At 53.7% G+C, this 25,762-nt stretch carries 23 protein-coding genes; 16 read left to right on the top strand and 7 right to left on the bottom strand.

Going from position 1 to position 25,762, the window contains the following annotated elements:
* Positions 1-189: 189 nt before the first annotated feature.
* A complete protein-coding gene (locus H3L93_RS10525; RefSeq protein ID WP_003798939.1) occupies positions 190-2,436 on the top strand; it encodes a nitric-oxide reductase large subunit in 2,247 nt (748 codons plus the stop codon).
* Between the two features lie 157 nt (positions 2,437-2,593).
* The gene (locus tag H3L93_RS10520) at positions 2,594-2,782 is read left to right on the top strand and encodes a hypothetical protein (RefSeq protein ID WP_155803246.1); all 189 of its coding nucleotides are present in this window, start codon (positions 2,594-2,596) and stop codon (positions 2,780-2,782) included.
* Here H3L93_RS10520 and prmC read toward each other — a convergent pair.
* The 5 genes from prmC to H3L93_RS10495 all read right to left on the bottom strand — a co-directional run bounded on the left by prmC (position 2,744) and on the right by H3L93_RS10495 (position 6,369).
* Positions 2,744-3,571 (bottom strand): peptide chain release factor N(5)-glutamine methyltransferase, encoded by an 828-nt coding sequence (gene prmC / locus H3L93_RS10515; protein WP_003798943.1) that lies wholly within the window; start codon positions 3,569-3,571, stop codon positions 2,744-2,746. The two genes, H3L93_RS10520 and prmC, sit on opposite strands and share 39 nt — an antisense overlap.
* 191 nt (positions 3,572-3,762) lie before the next feature.
* Positions 3,763-4,500 (bottom strand): bifunctional demethylmenaquinone methyltransferase/2-methoxy-6-polyprenyl-1,4-benzoquinol methylase UbiE, encoded by a 738-nt coding sequence (ubiE, locus tag H3L93_RS10510; RefSeq protein ID WP_003798947.1) that lies wholly within the window; start codon positions 4,498-4,500, stop codon positions 3,763-3,765.
* 96 nt (positions 4,501-4,596) lie between these two features.
* Positions 4,597-5,190 (bottom strand): hypothetical protein, encoded by a 594-nt coding sequence (locus H3L93_RS10505; protein ID WP_003798950.1) that lies wholly within the window; start codon positions 5,188-5,190, stop codon positions 4,597-4,599.
* Between the two features lie 2 nt (positions 5,191-5,192).
* Positions 5,193-5,855, bottom strand: coding sequence for a rhomboid family intramembrane serine protease (locus H3L93_RS10500; protein WP_003798951.1), 663 nt, complete (start codon positions 5,853-5,855; stop codon positions 5,193-5,195).
* Between the two features lie 106 nt (positions 5,856-5,961).
* Entirely contained in the window at positions 5,962-6,369 is a 408-nt protein-coding gene (locus H3L93_RS10495; protein ID WP_003798952.1) for a gamma-butyrobetaine hydroxylase family protein, read from the bottom strand.
* Positions 6,370-6,657: 288 nt separating this feature from the next.
* Here H3L93_RS10495 and adhP point away from each other — a divergent pair, with 288 nt between their 5' ends.
* From adhP to ppsA, 7 genes are all read left to right on the top strand, one after another.
* The gene (gene adhP, locus H3L93_RS10490) at positions 6,658-7,719 is read left to right on the top strand and encodes an alcohol dehydrogenase AdhP (protein WP_040559202.1); all 1,062 of its coding nucleotides are present in this window, start codon (positions 6,658-6,660) and stop codon (positions 7,717-7,719) included.
* A gap of 137 nt (positions 7,720-7,856) precedes the next feature.
* Positions 7,857-8,369 (top strand): DUF1543 domain-containing protein, encoded by a 513-nt coding sequence (locus H3L93_RS10485; protein WP_040559203.1) that lies wholly within the window; start codon positions 7,857-7,859, stop codon positions 8,367-8,369.
* A 1-nt stretch (position 8,370) separates the two neighbouring features.
* Positions 8,371-8,883 (top strand): pantetheine-phosphate adenylyltransferase, encoded by a 513-nt coding sequence (coaD, locus tag H3L93_RS10480; protein WP_003798960.1) that lies wholly within the window; start codon positions 8,371-8,373, stop codon positions 8,881-8,883.
* A 290-nt stretch (positions 8,884-9,173) separates the two neighbouring features.
* Positions 9,174-9,557, top strand: a complete 384-nt coding sequence (locus tag H3L93_RS10475) for an MAPEG family protein (RefSeq protein WP_003798962.1) — start codon at positions 9,174-9,176, stop codon at positions 9,555-9,557.
* A 49-nt stretch (positions 9,558-9,606) separates the two neighbouring features.
* On the top strand, positions 9,607-12,012 hold the full coding sequence (gene gyrB / locus H3L93_RS10470; protein ID WP_003798963.1) for a DNA topoisomerase (ATP-hydrolyzing) subunit B: 2,406 nt from the start codon (positions 9,607-9,609) through the stop codon (positions 12,010-12,012).
* A gap of 111 nt (positions 12,013-12,123) precedes the next feature.
* The gene (locus tag H3L93_RS10465; RefSeq protein ID WP_040559180.1) at positions 12,124-12,477 is read left to right on the top strand and encodes a hypothetical protein; all 354 of its coding nucleotides are present in this window, start codon (positions 12,124-12,126) and stop codon (positions 12,475-12,477) included.
* 419 nt (positions 12,478-12,896) lie between these two features.
* Positions 12,897-15,293, top strand: coding sequence for a phosphoenolpyruvate synthase (gene ppsA, locus H3L93_RS10460; RefSeq protein WP_003798967.1), 2,397 nt, complete (start codon positions 12,897-12,899; stop codon positions 15,291-15,293).
* Between the two features lie 365 nt (positions 15,294-15,658).
* Here the strand turns inward: ppsA and H3L93_RS10455 are convergent, their stop codons facing one another.
* The gene (locus tag H3L93_RS10455) at positions 15,659-16,537 is read right to left on the bottom strand and encodes a YoaK family protein (protein ID WP_003798970.1); all 879 of its coding nucleotides are present in this window, start codon (positions 16,535-16,537) and stop codon (positions 15,659-15,661) included.
* A gap of 337 nt (positions 16,538-16,874) precedes the next feature.
* On the opposite strand from H3L93_RS10455, the gene H3L93_RS10450 reads away from it, so the two are divergent.
* Both H3L93_RS10450 and nosZ read left to right on the top strand, forming a co-directional pair.
* Positions 16,875-19,211 (top strand): 4Fe-4S binding protein, encoded by a 2,337-nt coding sequence (locus H3L93_RS10450; protein ID WP_040559181.1) that lies wholly within the window; start codon positions 16,875-16,877, stop codon positions 19,209-19,211.
* A gap of 110 nt (positions 19,212-19,321) precedes the next feature.
* Entirely contained in the window at positions 19,322-21,466 is a 2,145-nt protein-coding gene (gene nosZ, locus H3L93_RS10445) for a TAT-dependent nitrous-oxide reductase (RefSeq protein WP_003798976.1), read from the top strand.
* 92 nt (positions 21,467-21,558) lie between these two features.
* Here nosZ and H3L93_RS10440 read toward each other — a convergent pair whose 3' ends face one another.
* The gene (locus tag H3L93_RS10440; RefSeq protein ID WP_155803247.1) at positions 21,559-21,804 is read right to left on the bottom strand and encodes a hypothetical protein; all 246 of its coding nucleotides are present in this window, start codon (positions 21,802-21,804) and stop codon (positions 21,559-21,561) included.
* A 43-nt stretch (positions 21,805-21,847) separates the two neighbouring features.
* On the opposite strand from H3L93_RS10440, the gene H3L93_RS10435 reads away from it, so the two are divergent.
* From H3L93_RS10435 to H3L93_RS10415, 5 genes are all read left to right on the top strand, one after another.
* On the top strand, positions 21,848-23,146 hold the full coding sequence (locus tag H3L93_RS10435; protein ID WP_003798979.1) for a nitrous oxide reductase family maturation protein NosD: 1,299 nt from the start codon (positions 21,848-21,850) through the stop codon (positions 23,144-23,146).
* 58 nt (positions 23,147-23,204) lie between these two features.
* A complete protein-coding gene (locus tag H3L93_RS10430) occupies positions 23,205-23,612 on the top strand; it encodes a VOC family protein (protein ID WP_003798980.1) in 408 nt (135 codons plus the stop codon).
* 75 nt (positions 23,613-23,687) lie between these two features.
* Entirely contained in the window at positions 23,688-23,996 is a 309-nt protein-coding gene (locus H3L93_RS10425; protein ID WP_003798982.1) for a chorismate mutase, read from the top strand.
* Positions 23,997-24,266: 270 nt separating this feature from the next.
* Positions 24,267-24,686, top strand: a complete 420-nt coding sequence (locus tag H3L93_RS10420; protein WP_040559182.1) for a TOBE domain-containing protein — start codon at positions 24,267-24,269, stop codon at positions 24,684-24,686.
* 153 nt (positions 24,687-24,839) lie between these two features.
* Positions 24,840-25,736 (top strand): ABC transporter ATP-binding protein, encoded by an 897-nt coding sequence (locus tag H3L93_RS10415; protein WP_003798985.1) that lies wholly within the window; start codon positions 24,840-24,842, stop codon positions 25,734-25,736.
* The last annotated feature ends 26 nt before the right edge of the window (positions 25,737-25,762 follow it).

Here is a 25,762-nt window from a genome sequence, read left to right as displayed (position 1 = left end):
AACGGTTTGAGAATGGCGCGTTGTTTAAAGTAAACACTTTGAAAGATAAGAAACTATCTCAATTTGGCGCGATAAGGGCAGCCTGAAAAAATCGCTACTTATTTTGGCGCTATTCGTGTTACAATTTTTAACATTCAATAATAATGAATTTTTAACCACGTCCAATTTAACTTTTTTAAGGAGCACAAAATGGGACAATATAAAAAGTTATGGTACATGCTCATTGGCGTGTTAGCCGTAACGTTCACTCTGCTGGGGTATCTTGGCGTTGAAGTTTATCGCCAGTCGCCTCCGTTTCCTGAAAAATTCGTTTCGGCGGATGGCAAAGTTTTGCTTACCAAAGACGATATTTTCAAAGGTCAATCCGCATGGCAAAGCACAGGCGGCATGGAGCTGGGTTCGGTGTTGGGACACGGCGCATACCAAGCCCCCGACTGGACGGCCGATTGGCTGCACCGCGAATTGGAAGCATGGTTGGATTTAACCGCGCAGGCTGATTTCGGCAAAAAATACGCCGAGCTGGATAAAGTGCAACAAGAAACCGTGCGCGCCAAAATGATTCAAGAATACCGCTTTAACAGCGGCGTGCAGGAAGACGGCAGCGTGAAGCTGTCGGATACGCGCATCAAAGCGATTGAAAGCGTTGCGCCTTACTACATCGGTTTGTATGGCGATGAGCCATCGTTGAACAAGTCGCGCGAACACTTTGCGATGCGCACCAACACCCTGCCCGATGCCGAAGCGCGTCAAAAACTGACTAACTTCTTCTTTTGGACGGCGTGGACCGCTTCCACCAACCGCCCGAACACCGAAGCGACTTACACCAACAACTGGCCGCACGAGCCTTTAATCAACAACGTGCCGACCACCGAAAACTATATGTGGTCGTTTGCCTCGTTTGTGTTCTTGTTGGCGGGTATTGGCTTTTTGGTGTGGGGCTATCATTTCTTGCGTTCGCACGACGATACGCCCAAAGCCCCCGCTTCCGATCCATTAGCCAAAATTACTTTGACTCCATCGCAAAAAGCGTTGTGGAAATATGCTGCGCTTACGGTGATTTTGTTCATCGTGCAAATTTTGCTCGGCGGCTTGGTGGCGCACTACACCGTGGAAGGTCAAACATTCTACGGCATTGAAATGTCTAAAATTTTGCCTTACTCGCTAGCGCGTACTTGGCACTTGCAATCTGCGCTGTTCTGGATTGCAACGGGCTTCTTGACTGCGGGTTTGTTTGTTGCGCCGATTATCAACGGCGGCAAAGACCCTAAATTCCAAGCCTTGGGCGTGAACTTGTTATACGTTGCCTTGTTCATCGTGGTGGCGGGTTCTTATGCCGGCAATTTTGTTTCGCTCGTATTGAACAAAATGTCTGGCTCAACCAATTTCTGGTTTGGCCACCAAGGCTATGAATACTTGGATTTGGGCCGCTTCTGGCAAGTGTTGCTCACAGTGGGCTTCCTGTTGTGGCTGTTCTTGATGCTGCGCTGCACCGTGTCTGCGTTCAAACAAGGCGGCGACAAAAACCTGCTGGCGATTTTCGTGGCTTCGATTGTGGGTGTGGGTGCGTTCTATGCGCCCGGCTTGTTCTACGGCGAACACAGCCCTGTGCCTGTGATGGAATACTGGCGTTGGTGGGTGGTGCATTTGTGGGTAGAAGGCTTCTTTGAAGTGTTCGCCACAGCCGCCTTGGCGTTTGTGTTCTACAACTTGGGCTTGGTGAGCTATAAATCGGCAACCGCCGCTTCTTTGGTGGCCGGCAGCTTGTTCTTGGTCGGCGGCGTGCCCGGTACGTTCCACCACTTGTATTTCACGGGGACTACCACGCCTGTTATGGCAACCGGTGCTTCGTTCTCTGCTTTGGAAGTGGTGCCTTTGGTGCTGCTCGGCCATGAGGCGTATGAGCATTGGTCTCACCAACACGCTGCGCCTTGGATGCAACGTTTGCGCTGGCCTTTGATGTGCTTCACCGCCGTTGCGTTCTGGAATATGCTGGGCGCGGGCGTGTTCGGCTTCTTGATTAACCCGCCGATTACCTTGTTCTTCTTGCAAGGCTTGAATACCACTGCGGTGCACGCGCACGGCGCATTGTTCGGCGTGTATGGCTTCTTGGCTCTGGGCTTTGTGTTGCTGGTGGGCTGTTACATCAAGCCAAACTACACCTACAACGCCAAATACATGACCATCGGCTTCTGGCTGCTCAACGGCGGCTTGGGTTTGATGATTGTGTCCAGCTTGTTGCCGATTGGCATTATTCAAGGCTATGCGTCGATTAGCCAAGGTTTGTGGTATGCGCGCAGCGAAGCGTTCATGCAGCAGGATTACTTGGTGCTGTTCCGCTGGATTCGCACGATTGCGGATTTCACCTTCATCGGCGGCGCGTGCTTGTTTGCATGGCAAGTGATTAAAATGTCGATCAGTCGTGATAAAGCGGCGTAAATAGCTTGAATGAGGCAGCCTGAAAACGTAGTTGAATGCGTTTTCAGGCTGCCTTTTTTGTGTGGATTGAATGTGCGGGTGTGGTGGTGCGATGCAGAGGCAGCCTGAAAACGGGTAAAGGGGTTTTCAGGCTGCCTTTGGGGTAAAGATTTCAGTGATGGCGCGGCGGTGGCTTGCCGCTAAGCGGGGTGTTGTGCGGATTGTTACCGCGATGTCGGCGAGTCGCCGCGCTATTAGGTTGCCGACTGGATTGCAGTGTGTTGCTACCATGCAGAGGCAGCCTGAAACGGGCTGGGCAAATCGGTTTTCAGGCTGCCTCAACGCGCCCGAGCGTTACGCGGTCTAGCCCCGCCCAATCCTGCTGCGTTTCAATTTGGCAGAAACCAAATCGCGCCAAAATATCGCGCACGGCTTGTCCTTGGTCGTAGCCGTGTTCCAGCAGCAGCCAGCCGTGGCGGCGCAGATAGGCGGGCGCGTGTTGGGCGATGTGGCGGATGTGCGCCAAGCCGTCGGCAAAGTCGGTGAGCGCGGCGGGCGGCTCGTAGCGCAAATCGCCTTGTTGCAGGTGCGGGTCGTCGGCTTCGATGTAGGGCGGGTTGGAGGCGATAATGTGCACGCTGTGTTGCGGCAGCCTGAAAACTTGGTTGGCGGCAAACCAGGCGCCTTGTGCGAATGAAACGGGGGCGCACCACGCGGCGGCGTTTTGTTGCGCGACGGCCAGGGCTTCGGCGCTGATGTCGCTGGCAAACACGCGGGCATCGGGGCGTTCGCATTTTGCGCTGACGGCGATGATGCCGCTGCCGGTGCCCAAATCCCACAACACGCCGTTTTCAGGCAGCCGTTGCAGCGCGGCTTCCAGCAGGTGTTCGGTTTCGGGGCGCGGGATGAGCACGGCGGGGGAAACGACGAAGGCGCGCCCGTAAAATTCGCGCGTGCCGATGAGGTAGGCAATCGGCTCGCCCGCGCTGCGCCGTGCGATAAGGCGGTGCAATTGGTCGGCTTGGTCTTTGGGCAGCGGCTCGCGGTCGCGCGTGATGAGCTGGCTGGCGGTGTAGCCCGTGATGTGTTGCAGCAGCAGGCGGGTTTCGTTGCGCGGGATGGGGGCGGTTTGCAGGATTTGGGCGATGGTGGGCATGGCGGAGTTGGGCAGCCTGAAAAAGGGCTGCGGGGGTGGATGGTTTTTAACGTGGCAACAGCCTGCGGATATGTTTTCAGGCTGCCTTTAACAAGGGTATGGGAGAGGGCGGTTCGCGCATAAGTTGAAACGGAATGAACTCAGGCAGCCTGAAAACCGGTTTCCCGTTTCAGGCTGCCTGTGCGTTCCAATCAATATTTCACGCCTTTGTGCAGCGCTACAATCCCCGCGCTCAGGTTGTGGTAATCCACGCGGTCGAAGCCTGCGTCCAGCATCATCTGTTTCAGCGTTTCTTGGTCGGGGTGCATGCGGATGCTTTCGGCAAGATATTGATAACTATCGGCATCTTTGGCAATGTATTTGCCCATCAGCGGCAGGAATTTGAACGAGTAAAAATCGTAAACCGGTTTTAGCGGCTCGTACACTTTGGAAAATTCCAGCACCAACAGCGTGCCGCCCGGTTTTAACACGCGATACATTTCGGCAAGGGCAACGTCTTTGTGCGTCATGTTGCGCAAGCCAAACGACACGGAAACAAGGTCAAAATAATTGTCGGGGAAGGGCAGTTTTTCGGCATCGCACACGGCAACGGGCAAAATCATGCCCTCGTTGAGCAGGCGGTCGCGCCCCACGGTGAGCATGGAAGAGTTGATATCGGTGAGCCACACTTCGCCGTCTTTGCCCACGCGTTTTGCCCAGCCGCGCGACAAATCGCCCGTTCCGCCTGCGATGTCCAACACTTTGCCGCTTTTGGGCACGCGCGCGGTGTTGATGGTGAAATGTTTCCACACGCGGTGCAAACCGCCCGACATCACATCGTTCATGATGTCGTAGTTTTGGGCAACGGAATGGAACACTTGGGCAACTTTGCCCGCTTTTTCGCTTTCGTTTACGGTTTGATAGCCGAAATGGGTTTTTTGGTCGGTCATGATGGGGCTTTCTGGGGATAAGGGTAACACGGTATAAAAGGCAGCCTGAAAACGGTCTACCGCACAGCAAAAACGATTTCAGGCTGCCTCAATCAATCAGCGGCGACGGCGATGATGCCCGCGGCGTTTGCTGCCACCCGAATGTTTGCCTGTTGCGGCGGCAGGCGCGCTGGCATCGGATGCGGCAACGGCGGATGCGCCGGCGGCATGGGCGGGCGTGCTGGCGGCGGCAGGTTGCGATGCCGCGGCGGGCGATGTCGCTTTGGCGGGCGAGGATGCAATGGCGGCGGAAGCTGCCGAAGCCGCGCTCACGCCAAAGAATTTTTGTGAACAGCTATCCGATACGCTGGCAACGGTTTTTTGCAGTTTTTCGGGCATATTTTCGGGTTTATCAATGGCGAGCGCGCTGTCCCATTGGGCTTTGTCACCATAGGCTTTCGCGCCCTCGTCGTACACGCAGCCGCAGTATTGCATGGTGGCATCGTCGGCGGGGGCTTGCTGCGATGCGGTGCTCAAACACGCGCTGATAAAGGCCTCGCGCACGTTCACGGCTTTGGGCGCAGAAGCGGTGGGTGCGGATGCTTGGCTGGCGGCAGGCTCGGAGGCGGGGTGGAGTTTTTCGGCGATTTTGTCGCAGGCGCAAAGCGCGGCGCTGCAAGCGATTAGGGTGGCAAGGCGGGTAGGGTTCATTATTAGCGGGCTTTCTTGTTAATCAGTAATTCGTATGCCAAATAGAGCAGCGGCAGGCTCATGATGGCGATGTAAACAATGTTGTGCATAAAAATGGGCAGCGAGAGCGTGGCAACCAACACCATGCCCAAGGCTGCGCCGCCCAGATGCGCGGCGTGCCCGATGTTGTCCCACGGGCGGGGTTTGAGCAGCATGGCAACGGAGTAGGCGAAGTATAAAGTGGCGAAAATCCAAGCGGTTACGGGGATGAAATACACGCCGATGGTTTGCGTGGGCGCCAGCGCGATGGCGGCAAACAACACGCCCGACACGCCGCCCGATGCGCCAATGGCGGCATAGCTAGGGCGGTTTTTATACAGCCAGAGCGAAAAGGCGTTGCCGGCAACGATTGAGCCGATGTATAGCCACACAAATACAAACACGCCATAGTAAAACATGATGGGGCGGGCGAAAAAATACAGCGTGAACATATTAAAAAACAAATGCCCCCAATCGGCATGCAAAAAGCCCGATGTAATCAGGCGGTAGTATTGCTTGTTGTAGCGCACTTGCCCGACTTGGAATTGATAGCGGTCAAAAATCACGCGGTTGGTGAAGCCGAGGTAGCTGAACAGGCAAGTGCCGATAATGAGCAGGGCGGGGATAAGGGTGTATAGGTTTGTCATGTGTGTGGGGCGGTGGCAAAGGGCAGCCTGAAACAGGGCAATGGCGTTTCAGGCTGCCATAAATATATTCAAAGCGGAGGCGCGCCAAAGGCAGCCTGAAATGGGGTTAATGATGCGAACAGCCGCCGCAGCTATGGGCTTTGGTCGGAGCGGGCGCGGTTAAATCGGGGTCGCGCGATGCGCCTTCCATGGCGAGCAGGGCAAGATATTGCTGCCATAATTCTGCTTGCTGGCTGCCGAGGTTGTGCAGATATGCCCAGTCGTATAAACCGCTGTCGTGTCCGTCGGAAAAGGTGATTTTGAGCGCGTAGTTGCCCACAGTTTCCAAATCGGTAATCAATACGCCGCGTTTGCCCGTTTGCAGCGTTTCCTGTCCAACGCCGTGCCCGCGCACTTCCGCGCTGGGGGAATACACGCGCAAAAATTCGGCAGGCAGGGCGTGTGCGTGGTTGGGGTAAACAAGGGTGAGTGTGTCGCGTGTTTTGTTGATGCGGATTTCTTGTGGCACTTGCATGGCGCGTTCCGTTTTGACGTGGTGTTAAGGAAGCGAATTTTAACAGAAAGTTTTTCAGGCTGCCTAATCGCAGGGAGCCGAGGCAGCCTGAAAACAGGCGATCCCACAGCCAGCAAATTGGTTACACTATAACATATTCATCTATTTGATTACAAACAGGAATTTCGCGTCCAAACCCTTGACACGCCATAAACCAAAAGCGCATACTGCGGTTCAGCAGTTCACGTTGGCGTGCAGTTAGCGTCGTTTTCCAAACCATTTCCCAAACGGAGAAAAATCATGGCTAAAATGAAAGCAGCAGTAGTGAACCCCAATGCAAAACACGGCGTGGAAGTAACAGAAAAAGAAATCCGCCCTTTGCGTTACAACGAAGCATTGGTTGAAGTGGAATATTGTGGCGTGTGCCACACCGATTTGCACGTTGCCGCAGGCGATTATGGCGATAAAACGGGCGTGGTGTTGGGACACGAAGGCATCGGCATTGTGAAAGAAGTTGCCGATGGCGTGAAAGCGTTGAAAGTGGGCGACCGCGTGAGCATTGCGTGGTTGTTCCAAAGCTGCGGCTCGTGCGAATACTGCAACACAGGGCGCGAAACCTTGTGCCGCAGCGTGTTGAACGCGGGCTACACTGCCGACGGCGGCATGGCGACGCATTGTATTGTGGATGCCGATTACGCCGTGAAAGTACCCGAGGGCTTAGACCCTGCCCAAGCATCCAGCATCACTTGCGCGGGCGTTACCACATACAAAGGCATTAAAGTGGCCGGCGTCCGCCCCGGTCAATGGATTGCGGTTTACGGCGCAGGTGGCTTGGGCAACTTGGGCGTGCAATATGCGAAGAAAGTATTCGGCGCGCACGTGATTGCGGTGGATGTGAACGATGAAAAATTGGCGTTTGCCAAAGAAAGCGGCGCGGATTTGGTGGTGAACCCCAACAAAGAAGACGCGGCCGAATTCATCAAAAAACACACCAATGGTGGCGCACACGCGGCGGTGGTAACAGCGGTATCCAAAGCGGCGTTTAACTCGGCGGTGAACTGCGTTCGCGCAGGCGGCCGCGTGGTGGCGATTGGCTTGCCGCCCGAAAGCATGGATTTGTCTATCCCGCGCGTGGTGTTGGACGGCATTGAAGTGGTCGGTTCGCTGGTGGGTACGCGCAAAGACTTGGAAGAAGCGTTCCAATTTGGTGCGGAAGGCTTGGTGGTGCCCAAAGTGCAACTGCGCACGCTGGACGAAGCCCCTGCCATCTTTGACGAAATGCACCACGGCAAGATTACAGGCCGTATGGTGATTGACATGAAACAAGGCGGTTCCGGCTGCTGCGGTGCTTGCGGCGGCGGTGGGCACTAATTTGCTCGCCTTGTAAACATAGATAGGCAGCCTGAAAAGACAAGGGCAGCCTGAAAAAGAGAGGCAGCCTGAAAATGGTATTTACCGTTTTTCAGGCTGCCTTTATTATGCGCGGCTCGTTCCACAAGGAAACCACCATGCCTCAACTCCATCTTTTTTATCTCGGCGGCAGCGCAGGGCAATCCAACATCGAAGTCCACGATGTGCAGTTTGCCGTTTGCGACACATGGCAAGAAGCCATCCCCGTGCTCAAAGCCGCGTGGTTTGGCGATGCCGACAAAATCCACATAGACGGCTGGCAAATCATCAACTGGGCAGACGGCTACGGCATCCAAGTCGCCCCCAAAGCCGCCACCTCCGTTTCAGGCAGCCTGAAACTCTATTTTGTGAACGTGGGCGGTTATTGCCCCGAAGCCTTGCCCGAAGCGCACGAGTTCGGCTTGTTTGTTGCCGAAACCGCTGCCGAAGCCAAACAAAAAGCCCTTGCCGCCCTGCTTCCCCATCATCACGCGCAGCATAAAGACAACCTGAAAGACGTGGACAACGTGTTGCTGCTCAACGAACGCTTGCCCGATTGGCACATCACGCTCACGCCCAACCCGCAAGGCAAACCCGCCCCCATCGGCTTTCAAGGCTACCAACCCATTTGATATGAATACCCAATCCACCCTTCGCCGCGCCGTGTACGCAGGCAGTTTCGACCCGCCCACCAACGGGCACCTATGGATGATAGCCGAAGCCCAACAGCTTTTTGACGAGCTGATTGTTGCCATCGGCATCAACCCCGACAAAAAAAGCAGCTACACCGTTGCCGAGCGCATCGCCTTTTTGCAAGACATGGCAAAGCCCTATCCTAACGTGCGCGTGGCATCGTATGAATATCAATTTTTGGTGAACTACGCCCACGACGTCGGCGCGGCGTTTATCGTGCGCGGCATCCGCTCCGCTGGCGATTATGAATACGAGCGCGCCATGCGCCACATCAACGCCGATTTGCAGCCAGCCATCAAAACCGTGTTTCTGATGCCGCCGCGCGAAATTGCCGAGATTTCGTCCACTATGGTTAAAGGGTTAGTCGGGCCAAAAGGCTGGCGCGAGATTGTAAAACGCTACGTTCCGCCCAGCGTGTACCACAAAATCCTTGCCGACAACGCCGATAAATGATTTTCAGGCTGCCCATTAGAACCTGTATTCACTATTTTCATAGGCATCTTTAATGCCCTAAAAACGCGGTTACTGCGTTAAAAATGCGCGCAAGGTGTCCAACCTTGCTGTGCTTTTTGCCTTGTATCCGCGTTTTTATGTCATCAAATCTGCCTATGCAAATAATGAATACAGGTTCTTAATCACACAAGGCAGCCTGAAAATGTATCCCAGCAAGGCTATGATATAATTGCGCGTTTACATTCAAACCCCTTTTCAGGCAGCCTGAAAAGCGCACACAAGGAATCCCCATGACTTTCGCCTATTTCAGCATTTTCCTTTTCGCCTTGTTCAATTTATTCTGCTCCGTTGCCGCCAAAAAAGCCGCCAATATGCACGCCGCCGAAAACCACAATCCGCGCGAAATTCTCGCCCGAGCCACAGGCAAAGCCGCACGACTCAACGCCGCGCAACAAAACGGCTACGAAATGCTGCCGCTTTATGCCGCCGCCGTCATCATTGCCCACGCCACAGGCGAAGCCGCGCAAGGCACAATCAACTTTTGGACAACCCTGTTTCTTCTCTCTCGCATCGCCTATATTTGGGCATACGCCCAAGACAAAGCCGCCGCGCGTTCCGCCATTTGGAGCGCGGGCTTGGTTTGCGTGATTGCGCTGTTTATCGCCGCGTTCTAAATGAGGCAGCCTGAAACCCCATTCCATTTACTCAATAAAGACCGAAACCATGACACAACAAACCAATCAAGAATACGGCGCAGCCAGTATCCAAGTCCTAGAAGGCCTAGAAGCCGTCCGCAAACGCCCAGGGATGTACATCGGCGACACCCAAGACGGCTCAGGCTTGCACCACATGGTATTTGAAGTGCTAGACAACGCCATCGACGAAGCCCTAGCAGGCTATTGCGACCGCATCACCGTTGCCATCAACGCCGACGAATCCATCACCATCGAAGACAATGGGCGCGGCATTCCCACAGGCATACACCCCAAAGAAGGCCGCTCCGCCGCCGAAGTGATTATGACCATTCTGCACGCAGGCGGAAAATTTGATAACAACAGCTACAAAGTGTCAGGCGGCTTGCACGGCGTGGGCGTGAGCGTGGTCAATGCGCTGTCCTATTGGCTCAAACTCACCATTTGGCGCGAAGGCAAAGAGCATTTTGTCGAATTCAAACGCGGCGAAACCGTAGCGCCGCTGAAAGCCATCGGCGCAGCGCAGCCTGAAAATCGCCACGGCACGCGCGTGCAATTTCTCGCCAGCGAAGACACCTTTGGCACGGTGGAATACAAATTTGAAACGCTCGCCAAGCGTATCCGCGAACTCTCGTTTTTGAACAACGGCGTGCGCATCGAGCTGTTTGACAAACGAGACGGCAAACACGAAGACTTCGCCGAATCAGGCGGCGTGCAAGGCTTTGTGCAATACATCACCGGCAGCAAAAAACCCTTGCACAGCAAGATTTTCTACGCGCTGGGCGAAAAAGACGGCATGACGGTGGAATGCGCGATGCAATGGAACGAAAGCTACCAAGAATCCGTGCAATGCTTCACCAACAACATCCCGCAACGCGACGGCGGCACGCACCTGACCGCGCTGCGCCAAGCCATGACGCGCACCATCAACCAATACATCGCCGATAACGACATCGCCAAAAAAGCCAAAGTGGATACCTCGGGCGACGATATGCGCGAAGGTTTGACCTGCGTGTTATCCGTGAAACTGCCCGACCCCAAATTCTCATCGCAAACCAAAGACAAACTGGTTTCCAGCGAAATTTCGCCCGTGGTAAACGAAGTGTTGGGCGAAGCCTTGAAAAACTTTTTGGAAGAAAACCCCAACGATGCCAAGATTATCTGCGGCAAGATCGTAGAAGCCGCCCGTGCCCGCGAAGCCGCCCGTAAAGCCCGCGAACTCACGCGTCGCAAAGGCGTGATGGACGGTTTGGGTTTGCCCGGAAAACTTGCTGATTGCCAGGAAAAAGACCCTGCGTTATCCGAGCTTTATCTGGTGGAGGGCGATTCGGCAGGCGGCTCCGCCAAGCAAGGGCGCGACCGCAAATTCCAAGCCATTTTGCCGCTCAAAGGCAAGATTTTGAACGTGGAACGCGCCCGCTTTGAGCGCATGCTCGCCAGCCAAGAAGTTGCCACGCTGATTACCGCACTGGGCACCAGCATCGGCAAAGAAGAATTTAACCTAGAAAAATTGCGCTACCACCGCATCATCATTATGACCGATGCCGACGTGGACGGCGCACACATTCGCACGCTGCTGCTCACCTTCTTCTACCGCCAAATGCCCGAATTGATAGAACGCGGCTATGTGTATATCGCCCAGCCGCCGCTGTATAAAGCCAAACACGGCAAGCAAGAGCGTTATCTGAAAGACGAAATGGAAAAAGACGAATTTTTGCTTGGGTTGGCGGTGGACAACGCCAAAATCGTGGCAGGCAGCCGCACGCTGGAAGGCGCGGAATTAACCAAACTCGCCAAGCAATTCTTGCGCGCGCGCAACACCATTGCCGAAGAAAGCCGCGTGATTGATGCCGCTGTGCTGCGCGCACTGATAGACATTGAACCGATTGATTTATCCAGCGAACCAGCCGCGCAACACGCCATTGCCGCCCTTTTAGGCAGCCTGAAAAACCCAGAAATCGCGTTGGAACACATCGCAGGGCAAGACGGCGGGCATTTCATCAAAATCACGCGCCAGCTGCATGGCAATGTGATGGTGTCGTATTTAGACCAGAAATTTGTGGACAGCAAAGCCTATCAAGTGCTGCTGAAAACCGCTGAACAGCAACGCGGCTTAATCGGCAGTGAAGGCGCAGCCTTGCACAAAGGCGATGCCGAAGCGCAACACGTTGCCAGCTTTGAAGCCGCGCTAGACAGTCTGCTTGCCACCGCGCAAAAAGGCTTAACCATGCAACGCTACAAAGGCTTGGGCGAGATGAACCCCGAGCAGCTTTGGGAAACCACCATGAACCCCGAAGTGCGCCGCTTGCTGAAAGTGCGCATTGAAGACGCGATTGCCGCCGATGAAACGTTTGTTACACTGATGGGCGACGAGGTTGAGCCGCGCAGAGCATTTATTGAAGCGAATGCGCTGGTGGCGCAGAATATTGATGCGTAGGCGGTTTTTGTAGTAATAGGCAGCCTGAAAATGGTTTTTTTGGTTTAGCTTCGCTGAAACTCGCTTTACTCGTTTTCAGGCTGCCTTAAACAACCCAAAAAAGGAATGAATATGACAGACGAGCCAGATAAAACAACCGCCGAAGCCGATGAAACCACCACCGAGCCAGAATATCAGCCTTTGCCATCGCTGATTAAATGGGGCATCCCCGCTGGCATTTGGTGGTTTCTCGTGGCTATTGTGCCGCCCGTTATGCTTAATGGAACGCTGTTTGGGACGGGGAACCAACTGTTTATGTTTACGGGCGCGATGATTTTATGGCACATCATCGCGGTGCTGATGATGCTGGTACATAAAACAAAAGTAGCCACCAAGGTTTGGCTATTTATATTGGCAGTGGTGCTGGATTTGGCTTGGGCGGTGGTGGTGATGTGGATGATATTGTATATGTTTTACATGATTTAAAATTAAGGCAGCCTGAAAACGTATTTTTCGTTTTCAGGCTGCCTTTGCGTTTGCAATCATTTGTAACTGTGTGTAATCAAAATCACCATTATCACCACCCAATCCAAAATTTCTTGCCCGCAAAAACAAAATCCACTTTGTTTGATTTACCTCAATTCGCGCAACTTTATCCCATAAAATATCAAAAATAGGCAGCCTGAAAACCAGAATTAGAAAAAATTGCCCAATAAAAGCAATTTTCAGGCTGCCTTATCTGTTAAACAAAAACAATCTGCGTTAATTACAAGCGATTACAAAAATTTCCACCAAAATCACCGCCGCGCCACAAAATTCAAATTGATGTGTGCTATTATGTTTACGCGAATTAACGTTCGCTTCAATTTTTTCCACTAACCCAGTCTCGGAAAGGACTCTGAAAAATGGCTGAAAACTACGTTATCTGGCTTGAAAACCTACGCATGACCGATGTGGAACGCGTGGGCGGCAAAAACGCATCATTGGGCGAAATGATTTCGCAACTTGCCGAAAAAGGCGTGCGTGTGCCGGGCGGCTTTGCTACCACCGCCGAAGCCTACCGCGCCTTTTTAGCACACGATGGGCTGCACGAACGCATTTCCGCCGCACTTGCCGCGTTGAACGTGGATGATGTAACCGAGTTGGCACGCGTGGGCGCGCAAATTCGGCAGTGGATTTTGGACACGCCTTTCCCTGAGCAATTGAATGCCGAAGTGGAAGCGGCGTGGGCAAAAATGGTTGCCGATGCGGGCAGCGACCAAATTTCCGTTGCCGTGCGCTCATCGGCCACCGCCGAAGATTTGCCCGATGCGTCGTTTGCGGGGCAACAAGAAACTTTCCTAAACATCAATGGTTTGGATAATGTAAAAGAAGCGATGCACCATGTGTTTGCATCGCTTTACAACGACCGCGCCATCTCTTATCGCGTGCACAAAGGCTTTGACCACGATGCCGTTGCGCTTTCGGCTGGCGTGCAACGCATGGTACGCTCCGACACAGGCGCATCAGGCGTGATGTTCTCCATTGACACCGAAAGCGGCTTTGAAGATGTGGTGTTCATCACTTCATCTTACGGCTTGGGCGAAACCGTGGTGCAAGGCGCGGTGAACCCCGATGAATTTTATGTGCACAAACCCACGCTCAAAAAAGGCAAACCCGCCATTTTGCGCAAAACCTTGGGTTCAAAACTCATCAAAATGGTGTTTACCGACAGCGTGCAGGCGGGCAAGTCGGTGCAAACGGTAGATGTGCCCGAAGCCGACCGCAAACGCTTCTCGCTCAGCCCTGAAGAAATCGCCGAACTCGCCCAATACGCGCTCACCATTGAAGAACACTACGGCAGAGCGATGGATATTGAATGGGGTCGCGATGGCGTGGATGGCAAGCTCTATATCTTGCAAGCTCGCCCCGAAACCGTGAAATCGCAAGAAAAAGCCGCTGGCAATGTGTTGCGCCGTTACTCCATCAAAGGCGAGCGCAATGTGTTGGTGGAAGGTCGCGCGATTGGGCAAAAAGTGGGCAAAGGCGTGGTGCGCGTGGTGAAAAGCGTGAGCGAGATGGACAAAGTGCAAGCAGGCGATATTTTGGTTACCGACATGACCGACCCCGATTGGGAACCTGTGATGAAACGCGCCGCTGCTATTGTTACCAACCGCGGCGGGCGCACTTGTCACGCGGCGATTATTGCGCGTGAACTGGGCATTCCTGCGGTGGTGGGTTGCGGCGATGCCACCAGCCGTTTAACCGATGGCGCGGAAGTAACCGTGTCTTGCGCCGAAGGCGACACAGGCTATATTTACGCGGGCTTACTGGAAGTGGAAGTGGATGAAGTTTCGCTGGACCAAATGCCCAAATCGCCCGCCAAAATTATGATGAACGTGGGCAACCCCGAAATGGCGTTCTCGTTTGCCAACTTGCCTAGCGAGGGCATTGGTTTGGCGCGGATGGAGTTTGTGATTAACCGCCAAATCGGCATCCACCCACACGCGCTGTTGCAATTTGATAAACAAACGCCTGAATTGCAAGCTGAAATCACCGACCGCATTGCAGGCTACGCATCGCCCGTTGATTTTTATGTGGACAAACTCGCCGAAGGCATCGCCACGCTGGCGGCATCGGCTTATCCGAAAAAAGTCATCGTGCGGATGTCTGATTTCAAATCCAACGAATACGCAGGCTTGCTCGGCGGCGCGCAATATGAGCCACACGAAGAAAACCCCATGCTGGGCTTCCGTGGTGCGGCGCGTTATGTGTCGGACGACTTCAAACCTTGCTTTGCGCTGGAATGCCGCGCGGTGAAATATGTGCGCGATGTGATGGGGCTGACCAATGTGGAAGTGATGATTCCCTTTGTGCGCACGCTTGCCGAAGCGGAAGCGGTGTTGGAAGTGCTCAAAGAAAACGGCTTGGAACGCGGCAAAAACGGCTTGCGCTTGATTATGATGTGCGAAGTGCCCAGCAACGCGCTGCTTGCCGAGCAATTCCTTGAATACTTTGACGGCTTCTCCATCGGCTCAAACGACATGACCCAGCTCACCTTGGGTGTGGACCGCGACAGCGGTGGGCCGATTGCCAGCACGTTTGACGAGCGCAACGCCGCGGTAAAAGTGATGCTGCACCTTGCTATTTCCACTTGCTTGCGCTTGAACAAATACATCGGCATCTGCGGGCAAGGCCCATCCGACCATCCCGACTTTGCTAAGTGGCTGGTGGACGAGGGCATTGAAACCTTGTCGCTGAACCCTGATACCGTGGTGGAAACATGGTTGTATTTGGCGCGGGAATGCCAGCCGAAGAAATAATGGGCTGAAATGGTAAACAGCCGTAAGCAAGGGCAGATTGTGTATCTGCCCTTTTTTGGTTTTTTTCAGGCTGCCTTGATGCGGATAAGCAGAGGCAGCCTGAAAACTATGTTTGTTATAGAGTGTTGATGGCTCGCCGATATTTCGCCAGCCTGTAAAGCCTTATTGAACAAGCGGCTTGGCGACAAACCGTTGTTGTTTCATTTTGGTTTTCAGACTGTCTCAATCGTGTTAAGCCTGAGGCAGCCTGAAAACGCTTTATGCTACAAAGGGCAGCCTGAAAACCAGTTCTCACAAAGCACAATGCTTAAACCCATTTTGGCTTCGCAACTCCGCTGCGCTACGCAGGCTGCCTCAGCCCATGCTCAATCCTTCGTTTGGCTTTCCGCCTTTTGCCGTTCCGCCAGCCGTCGCTGCTGTTCCCGCTGCCTAATCTTCCGAATCAGCCACAATTTCGTCCGAATCTTCACATCATAGCCCACCGACCCCGCGCCCAGCAGAAACAGCAGCAGCGCCACAGGCAAAGTAAAATAATAGCCCACCTTGCGATAGCCGTAAGCGCCAACCACGCCGCCTATGATAAAGCAGCTAATCATCCCCATCAGCAGATACATCTTGGGGCGGTTCACCTTCACATCGGGCAGCTTCGGGTGGCTTTTTTTGCTGTAATACAACGCCTTGGCAATTTCAATGCCCAAATCCGTGGTTGAACCCGTCATGTGCGTCGCTCGAATCAGACTGCCCGACAACACGCTCATCACCGAATTATGAATCCCCATAATGTAGCAAAGCAGCAAAAACGTGGGCGGCAACATCACCGCGCCCACGCTGGATAGCGCAAAGCCAAACACCGCAAACAGCAGCAGCAAAATCGCCTCAATCCACAACGGCAAGCCATAGCAGCTGCGAAAACGATGCCGCTTGCCCCAAAGAATCGTTAAATTTGCCGTGATGCTGCCAAGCAAAAAACACACCGCGCCCATCAACGCCGCCAACGCCGTATGCCATTCAAACAACACCATGCTGTCTGCCACGCGCGAAAGCAAGCCCGAAACGTGCGAAGTGTAGCTTGCCACCGCAAAAAAGCCGCCCGCGTTAATCGCGCCCGCCGAAAACGCCATCATGTAGCCCAAACGGCGAAAACGCGCGTCGGTGATGGTGTGGTCGTGCAGATAAGGCTTATCGGCTTGCCAAAAGGGATGGTGATTGATGATGCGCCGTTGGGCGCGTTTGGAGTGCGGCATGGTGGAATAGGGGGCGTTAAAAAGCGTGCAAGTATAACAAGTTTATGCGCTTTTTCTAGGCGCGTTGATTGCTTGCGCACCGTAAGGCAGCCTGAAAATGGCGCGCGCTTATGGCAAGCATGGCACGGCTCAATCCGTTTTCAGGCTGCCTTTAAACCCGTAAACAAAAAGAACTAAGCAAGTTTAACCGTTTTACCTATTCTTAACATAACCACACAAATTCATAACGTTTATAAAGATTTGTTCACTTGATTTATGTCAAACGAAAAGGCAGTAAAGGCTTCTAAAATGTGGATGTTTCTAAACACAACAAACCACCAAAATAGGACAAACCAATATGTCTCGCCCAATGGTCTCAATCGCACACCATTTCTATCAGAAAATCATATTCTTTCTGCTCGCCGCGTGTACGCTGCTGATTTTGGCCGCGCCCGCGCAAGCCGAGCGTTTGCCCGATTTAATCAACAAAGTCAAACCTGCCGATGTTTTCCCCAATGCCACACGCTTTGGCGCGCCCGAAGGCAAGCCGATGATGGCAAAAGTGTATGAAGGCGACAAAGAAGTGGGCGTGGTGTACATCACAACAGACGTGGTCAGCACGCGCGGCTATTCCAGCAAACCGATTGACACCATTGTGGCGCTGGATAACGAAGGCACCATCAAGGGCGCGAAAATGCTGGAACACCACGAGCCGATTTTGCTGATTGGCATTCCGCGCTCCAAAGTGGACACTTTCATCGACGGCTACATCGGCATGAATCCCACCAAAAACCCGCCGCAAGCGGGTGCAACGCCCTCGCCCATCGTAACAGGCGCAACCGTTACCGTGGTGGTGATTGGCGACAGCATTGTGCGTTCTGCGCGGATTATCACCGCCGAATTGGCCAAACAAGGCGGCAAAGCTCCCGCCGCCGCAGCCAATAACACCGTGCAAACCCGCCCGCATCGTTTGCCCAATATGGAAAAACAAGACATCTTGTCGTGGCAACAATTATTAGACCAAGGCGCGGTTGCCAAGTTGCACATCAGCATCGGCGAAGCCAACAAAATGTTGGAGCAAAACAACCCCGCCGCCGCCGAAAAACCGGAACCGGGCAACCCCGAAGACACGTTTATCAATTTATACACCGCCGTGGTATCGCAGCCTTCCATCGGCAAAAGCCTGTTGGGCGAACAGGGCTACGAGCGGCTCAAAGGCAGCCTGAAACCCAACCAAGCCGCGATTATCGTGGCAGGTGAGGGCGTGTATTCATGGAAAGGCTCGGGTTATGTGCGCGGCGGTATTTTTGACCGCATTGAGGTGGTGCAAAACGACAACGGCTTCCGCTTTACCGACGCGCAACACACTCGCTTGCTGAAACTGGAAGCCGCAGGCGCGCCCGAGTTTAAAGAAGTGTCGCTGTTTGTGATTCCCGAAAACGAAAAACTGGACGCAGCCGAGCCGTGGCATTTGCAACTGGTGGTGCAACGCGAAATAAGCGTGCAAAACAAAGCGTTTGTAACCGTTGATTTGAACTACTTGCTGCCCAAAGAATTTACCGTGGACGACCCCAACGGCGAGCCTGTGGTGATTGATGCGCCTGCGCCTGTTCAGGCTGCCTCTGCGCCTGCGGGCAACGCCGTCGTTGCCAACGCAAGCGCGCCTGCGGGCGACATCGCCACCGCCGATGCCGGCGCGGAAGACAATCCGCAGCGCATGATTTGGAAACGCCTGTGGTGGGAAAAACGCTTCCACGTTGCCGCCATCGCCGTAATGCTGCTGATTTTGAGCGCGGTGTTCTTTTTCCAAGACACGCTGGTCAGATACGAAAAATTCTTCAACCGCTTCCGTTTGGCGTATTTGACGGTAACGCTGGTGTATGTGGGCTGGTATTTGCACGCGCAGCTGTCTGTTGTAAACGTGATGACGTTCACATCATCCTTAATCACAGGGTTTAGCTGGGATTATTTCTTGATGGATCCCTTCATCTTCACACTATGGAGTGCCACCGCCATCGGTATGCTGCTTTGGGGGCGCGGCGCGTTTTGCGGCTGGCTCTGCCCGTTTGGCGCGTTGCAAGAAATCGCCTGCGCGATTGCGAAAAAGTTTGGAGTAAAACAATATTTAGTCCCGTTCGGCATCCATACCCGCCTAACTGCGTTAAAATATGTTATCTTTATGGTACTTTTTGGCATATCGTTATACGAATTGGGCACTGCTGAAAAATTTGCCGAAGTGGAGCCTTTTAAAACCGCCATCATTTTGCATTTTGTGCGCGAGTGGTATTTCGTGATTTTTGCCGTGGCGTTGGTGGTTGCCAGCCTGTTTATCGAACGCTTTTTCTGCCGCTATCTTTGCCCGCTGGGCGCGGCGATGGCGATTCCCGCCAAATTGCAAATTTTTAACTGGTTGCGCCGTTATTCGATGTGCGGCAATCCTTGCCAGATTTGCAATCACGAATGCCCCGTGCAGGCGATTGCGCCCGAAGGCGACATCAACCCGAACGAGTGTATCCAATGCTTGCATTGCCAAGTGATGTATAACCACCAAACCCGTTGCCCGCAAGTGGTGGCGACCAACAAGAAAAAAGCCAAACAAGCCGCGGCCAAAGCGGAATTGGCAGCACAGCAAGCTCCAAGCGAGCCGCAAGAGCAGGTTGTGCAATTTGTGAAGAATCCGAAAAAAGCGGATTAGGTTTTCAGGCTGCCTTTGATGCAGCAACCCAATAGGCAGCCTGAAAACCTACAACAGGCATCTCTCTCCTGTTTTTATTTAACCAAACACTCTTTATAGGAGTTATCACTATGTCAGACAACAAACTCAGTCGCCGTAAATTCTTAGGTACTGCTGCTGCATCAGGCGTGGGCTTGATGGGCTTGGCAGCTTGTTCTGGTGGCACGCAAAGCGGCGGTAACGCGCCTGCTTCTGCTGCACACGCAGGTGCTTCTAACGCTGCGCCTGCTGCTTCTGTTGCCGCATCAACTGCTTCTGCCGAGGGCGGTTTGAACTACCACGTTGGCCCAGGCGAGTTAGACCAATACTACGGCTTCCTATCAGGCGGTCAATCAGGCGAAATGCGGATTATCGGCGTGCCTTCTATGCGCGAGTTGATGCGCGTACCCGTGTTCAACATGGACAGCGCCACAGGCTGGGGTCGCACCAACGAAAGCCGCAAAATCTTGAATGCTAACTTAACCGAAGGCACACGCGAGTTTTTGAAAAAATCCAATCTGCCTTGCTACCCCAATGGCGACTTGCACCACCCACATATGTCGTTCACCGATGGCACTTATGACGGTCGCTATGTGTATGCCAACGATAAAGCCAACAACCGCGTTTGCCGTATCCGTTGCGATGTGATGAAAACCGACAAAATCACCGAAATTCCCAACGCATCAGGCATCCACGGCTTGCGCCCACAACGTTATCCCAAAACAGGTTACGTTTTTGCCAACGGCGAACACATCGTGCCCGTGCCCAACAACGGCACAATGCTGGATGACCCTGCTAAAAACTACTGGGCAATCTACACCGCATTAAACGGCGAAACCATGGAAATAGCATGGCAAGTGATGGTGGATGGTAACTTGGATAACGGCGATGCCGACTACCAAGGTAAATACTCTTTTGCCACTTGCTATAACTCTGAAAAAGGCGGCACCGTAACCGAAGCCTCTGCCAACGAGCAAGACTGGTGTGTGGTGTTTGACTTGAAAGCGATTGAAGCAGGCATTGAAGCGGGCGATTTCAAAGAAATCAACGGCGTGAAAGTGTTAGATGGTCGCTTCCAAGCGAAAAGCAAATACACTCGCTACATCCCTGTGCCCAACTCGCCACACGGCTGTAACGCATCGCCTGATGGCAACTACATCATGCTCAACGGCAAACTGTCGCCCACTGTAACCGTGTTAGACGTGCGCAAACTGGACGACTTGTTCGCAGGCAAAATCAAAGAGCGCGATGTGGTGGTAGCCGAGCCTAAATTGGGTTTAGGTCCGCTCCATACTGCGTTTGACGGTCGTGGCAATGCCTACACCACCTTGTTTATTGATAGCCAAATGGTGAAATGGAACATTGATAAAGCGATTGCGGCTTACGCAGAAAAAAGCGACAAAGACGATTACATCGTGCAAAAACTGGATGTTCACTACCAACCTGGTCATAACCACACCACCATGGGCGAAACCAAAGAAGCCGATGGCAAATGGCTGGTGTCTTTGAACAAGTTCTCAAAAGACCGTTTCTTGAACGTGGGTCCTTTGAAACCCGAGTGCGACCAATTGATTGACATCTCCGGCGATGAAATGAAGTTGGTGCACGATAATCCAACTTTTGCCGAGCCACACGATTTGATGTTGGTGGCGACCAGCAAGCTGAACCCCAACAAAACTTGGGATCGCAAAGACCCTTGGATGTGGGAAGACGCAGTTGAGCAAGCCAAAAAAGACGGCGTGGAATTGGAAAAAGCTAAAAACGTTATCCGCGATGGCAACAAAGTGCGCGTGTATATGACGGCGATTGCGCCTGCGTACAGCCTGCCTGCATTTGAAGTGCATGAAGGCGACGAAGTTACCGTGTATGTAACCAACATGGAAACCATTGAAGACTTAACCCACGGCTTCACCTTGGAAGAACACGGCATTGCGATGGAAATCAGCCCGCAAGCCACCGCTTCGGTTACCTTTACCGCCAACCGCGTGGGCGTTTACTGGTACTACTGCCAATGGTTCTGCCACGCCTTGCACATGGAAATGTCTGGTCGCATGGTTGTACACAAAAAAGGCGAAGCATTCTTGGGCGACGAAGCGTTGACGAAAAACAGCACGCCGGTAAACATCTTCCATCCGGAAGGCGCGCCTGCCGCAGCCGCTTCTGCCCCAGCAGCAGCTTCTAAACCTGCCGAGGCTTCTAAACCCGCCGAAGCCTCTGCTGCCTCTGCGGCAAAATAATCGCTTGATGTGATTTTGGCTCATTCGGCTATCAAATTTTGGTAGCCGAATGGGCTATTTTCCCGCATAGGGAAACCGATTTGCACCGTTGATTAAAATTGCCGTGATACGGGGGCGTTGTGCCTCGTTTTAATCAACATAAACACGCTAAACATGGTTTCAGGCAGCCTGAAAACGTGTTTGCTTCCGCACAGTTTTAATGGGTAGGCGGTTTGTTCGGGCAAACGCCAAGCCGACAGGGCAGGGCGGCAATGCTCGCCTGAGGCAGCCTGAAAACAGGGCAAGCCTTGCGGTTTGGGCTTTGCAGCGCCGCTTCGCTTCGCAGGCTGCCTACCCATTAAAACAACTTCTTTTCAGGGCAGCCTGAAAACGCACGCAAACATGAAAACCTCCCCCCTTTTTCTCGCCCTTGCTTTATCCGTGCCTTGGCTGGCGGCATCCGCCCAAGCCGCCGTTATCCCCGTGAGCGCGGGCGCGGATTTGCAAACCGCGATTGACCAAGCCCAAGCGGGCGACACCCTGCGCCTAGCCGCAGGCGGATACGCAGGTAAAATCGTCATCAACAAACCGCTCACGCTGGAAGGCGGCGACAAGCGCGATGCCGTTATCCAAGGCGACCGCACGGGGCGCACCATTACCGTTGCCGCACCCCATGTAACCATTAAGCACCTTACCGTAACCAAATCGGGCATCAGCCTGCCCAATATGGACGCGGGCATTTTTCTGGACAAATCCGCCGATGCCGCCCACATCGTGGAAAACAACATTTTGGATAACTCGGTGGGCGTGTATCTTTGGGGCGCGCCCAACGCCGTTGTCGAGCGCAACACCATCATCGGCAACCAAGAGCTGCGTGAAAACGAACGCGGCAACGGTGTAACCGTGTGGAACGCGCCCAATTCCAAAGTGATTTACAACGACATCTCACACGGGCGCGACGGCATTTTTTCCAACGCCAGCAATTTCAACACGTTTAGCCACAACCATTTCCACGACCTGCGCTACGGTGTGCATTATATGTACACCAACGACAGCCAAATTGAAGGCAACATCGTATCCAACAGCAAAATTGGCTATGCCATCATGTTTTCCACCAACATCAAGCTGCGCGACAACGTGTCCTACAACAACATAGACCAAGGCATCATGCTCAACTATGCCAACGATTCCATTATTGATGGCAACGCCGTAGAAAAATCGCCCAAATGCGTGTATCTCTACAACGCCAACAACAACCAATTCACCCGCAACCATTTTGAAGGCTGCGAAATAGGCATCCACTTTTCGGGCGCAGCCGAGGGCAACACCATCCGCGAAAACGCCTTTGTGAACAACCACATCCAAATCAAATATGTGGGCACACGCTTCGTGGATTGGGCGGAAGGGCAGAAATACGGCAACTATTGGAGCGACAACAGCGCGTTTGATTTGGACGGAGACGGAATCGCCGACACCGCCTACAAACCCAACGGCATCACCGACCAAATCCTCTGGCGCGCCCCCGCCGCCCGCCTGCTGATGAACAGCCCCGCCGTAACGATAGTGAAATGGGCGCAGAAGAACTTTCCCGCCATCATGCCCGGCGGCATGACCGACAGCAAACCGCTGATGGTGATGCCCGAAACCGAAACGCTCAAAAAACTGCGCGAATTGAAAGCAGGCGCGCAGAAAACGGGATAATGCGCCGTTTCAGGCAGCCTGAAACCCAATCCCGCCCAATCCCGAAACGGAAAATGCTATGGAACAACACATCAACTACATCACACTCGGCGTGGCCGACCTTGCCGCGTCCCACCGTTTTTACCGCGACGTATTCGGTTGGCGGGAAACGGAAGACGGCAACGAACACATTGCGTTTTTCCAAACGGGAAACGCGCTACGGTTGGCCCTGTTCGGCAGGGAAGCTTTGGCGCAGGACGCGCAGGTATCGGCGCAGGGCAGCGGTTTCCCAAATTTCACATTGGCGCACAATGTCGGCAGCGAAGCCGAAGTGGATGCGCTGTTTGCCGCATTTGCCGCCCGAAACGCGAACATCGTCAAAGCACCGCAGAAAGTATTTTGGGGCGGATACAGCGGTTATATCGCCGACCCGGACGGCTTTTTGTGGGAAATTGCGTTTAACCCGTTTTTGCAAACACTGCGCTGAAATCCGCCGCCCGAAACCGCCCTTTTCAGACAGCCTGAAACCCCTTATTCCAACCTTCCATTTAAGGAGACACCCATGCACCCCGAAACCCTAAACGAAGTCCGCCAAGCCATAGACAGCTTGGATGCCGAACTCATCACCCTGCTCGCCAAGCGGCAAACGCTGGTGGAACAGGCGGGCAGGCTCAAACCGCGCGGCGACAGACAGGCCGTTGCCGCGCCCGAACGCGTCGCCCAAGTCATCGCCGCACGCCGTGGGCAGGCCGCCGCCGCAGGGCTGTCGCCCGAAGTGGCCGAAGCCGTGTGGCAGGCGATGATTGCCGCCTTTATCCGGCTGGAAACCGAAACCAATCAGGCAGAGACCTTTGCAAAACCTCAGATTTGAGCACATTTCAAAGCAATAGCATCACAGAATGCGCAGATAATATTGAAATATAGTGGATTAAAATTACAATGATACGGCGTTGCCAACGCCCTTATGTACTACCCGTACACGGCGGGCGTTGCCGCCTTGTCTCATTTTTATTTTAATCCACTATATTTTCAAGCATTAGAGAAGCGCATGGCGAAGAAATGCGCCAAAGATGAGGATGTTTGCAAAAGTCTCAGGCAGCCTGAAACCCCTTATCCCAACCTTCCATTTAAGGAGACACCCATGATTAGTGCACGCAACCAACTTCCCGCCACCGTGAAAAACGTGAAAAAAGGCGCGGTAAACGACGAAATCACACTGGAACTGGCCGGCGGCGCAACGCTGACCGCAATCATCACATCCGAAAGCACCCAAAACCTCGGGCTGGCCGCAGGCAAAGAAGCCGTTGCCGTTATCAAAGCCTCTTCGGTGCTGGTTTCCACAGACGAAACGCTGCGCCTGTCCGCCCGCAACCAGCTTGCCGGCACTGTCAGCCGCATTGAAACCGGCGCGGTGAACAGCGAGGTGGACGTGAAAGTCGGCAACAACACGTTTGTGGCGATTATCACCAAGCACAGCGCGGAAAATATGAAACTGACCGTGGGACAGGCGGTGAACGTGATTGTGAAAGCCTCCCACGTATTGGTGGGCGTGCGCGGATAATGCCGATTCCGGCATTCGCAGGCTGCCTGAAAACGGTTTTTCCGTACCATAACGACAATTCCATATCCGCCATACCCAATGGAGCGCGAACGGCACGTCTGCACAACCAAACTTTCAGGCAGCCTGAAACCCTTCCCCACCCCGAGAAAGCCCATGACCACCCTACTCTCCCTCACCCAAGTAACCAAACAATACGGCGAGCAAAAAGCCGTCAATAACGTAGATTTGACCCTGCAGGCCGGTGAATGCGTCGGGCTGGCGGGACACAACGGCGCGGGCAAATCCACCGTCATGAAGCTGATTTTGGGGCTTATCCGCCCCAGCGCAGGCAGTGTAACCCTGTTTGGCGAAAACGTATCAGGCGGACGCGCCGCCGAAATCCGCCGCAAAATTGGCTATTTGCCCGAAATCGTTGCCCTGCATCCGAGCTTAACGGGCAAAGAAACCATGGATTTTTACGCCAAACTCAAAGGCGTGGACACACAAGGCAACCAAGCCTTGCTGGAACGGGTGGGCATTGCCCAATCGGCGCACAAGCGCGTGGGCGCGTATTCCAAAGGGATGCGGCAGCGGCTTGCACTTGCCCAAGCCTTACTTGGCGCGCCGCAGGTTTTGTTGTTTGACGAACCCACCACAGGACTAGACCCCGCTTCGCGCCAGTTGTTCTACCAAATTGTGCATGAACTCAAAACCCAAGGCGCAACCGTGCTGCTGTGCACCCACGCGCTTGCCGAGCTGGACGGGCACGCCGACCGTGTGGTGGTGATGAAAAACGGCAGAAAGCTGGCAGACGGCAATATGCACGAGTTGCAAGTGCAAAGCGGCTTGCCTGTGAGCATTGATGTAACCCTTGCCCGCGAAACTACACTGCCGCCGCATTGGTACAGCGTTTCAGGCTGCCCTCATCGCTACATCAGCGAATGCCAAGCCAACGAAAAAGCCGCGCGGCTGCAAGAGCTGGGCAGCTTGGACAACATCACCGCCATTGACATCCACACGCCCACGCTGGACGAAGTGTATGCCGAGTTTTTAAAACGCGAAGACGTGTAACGGACGAGCAGGCGCAGCCCCAAGGC

Source organism: Kingella oralis (genome assembly GCF_014054985.1).
In the GTDB taxonomy this organism is placed as follows: Bacteria; Pseudomonadota; Gammaproteobacteria; order Burkholderiales; family Neisseriaceae; genus Kingella_B; species Kingella_B oralis.
The sequence above is the reverse complement of the archived record's forward strand: the minus strand, read 5'-3'. Positions and strand labels throughout refer to the sequence as shown.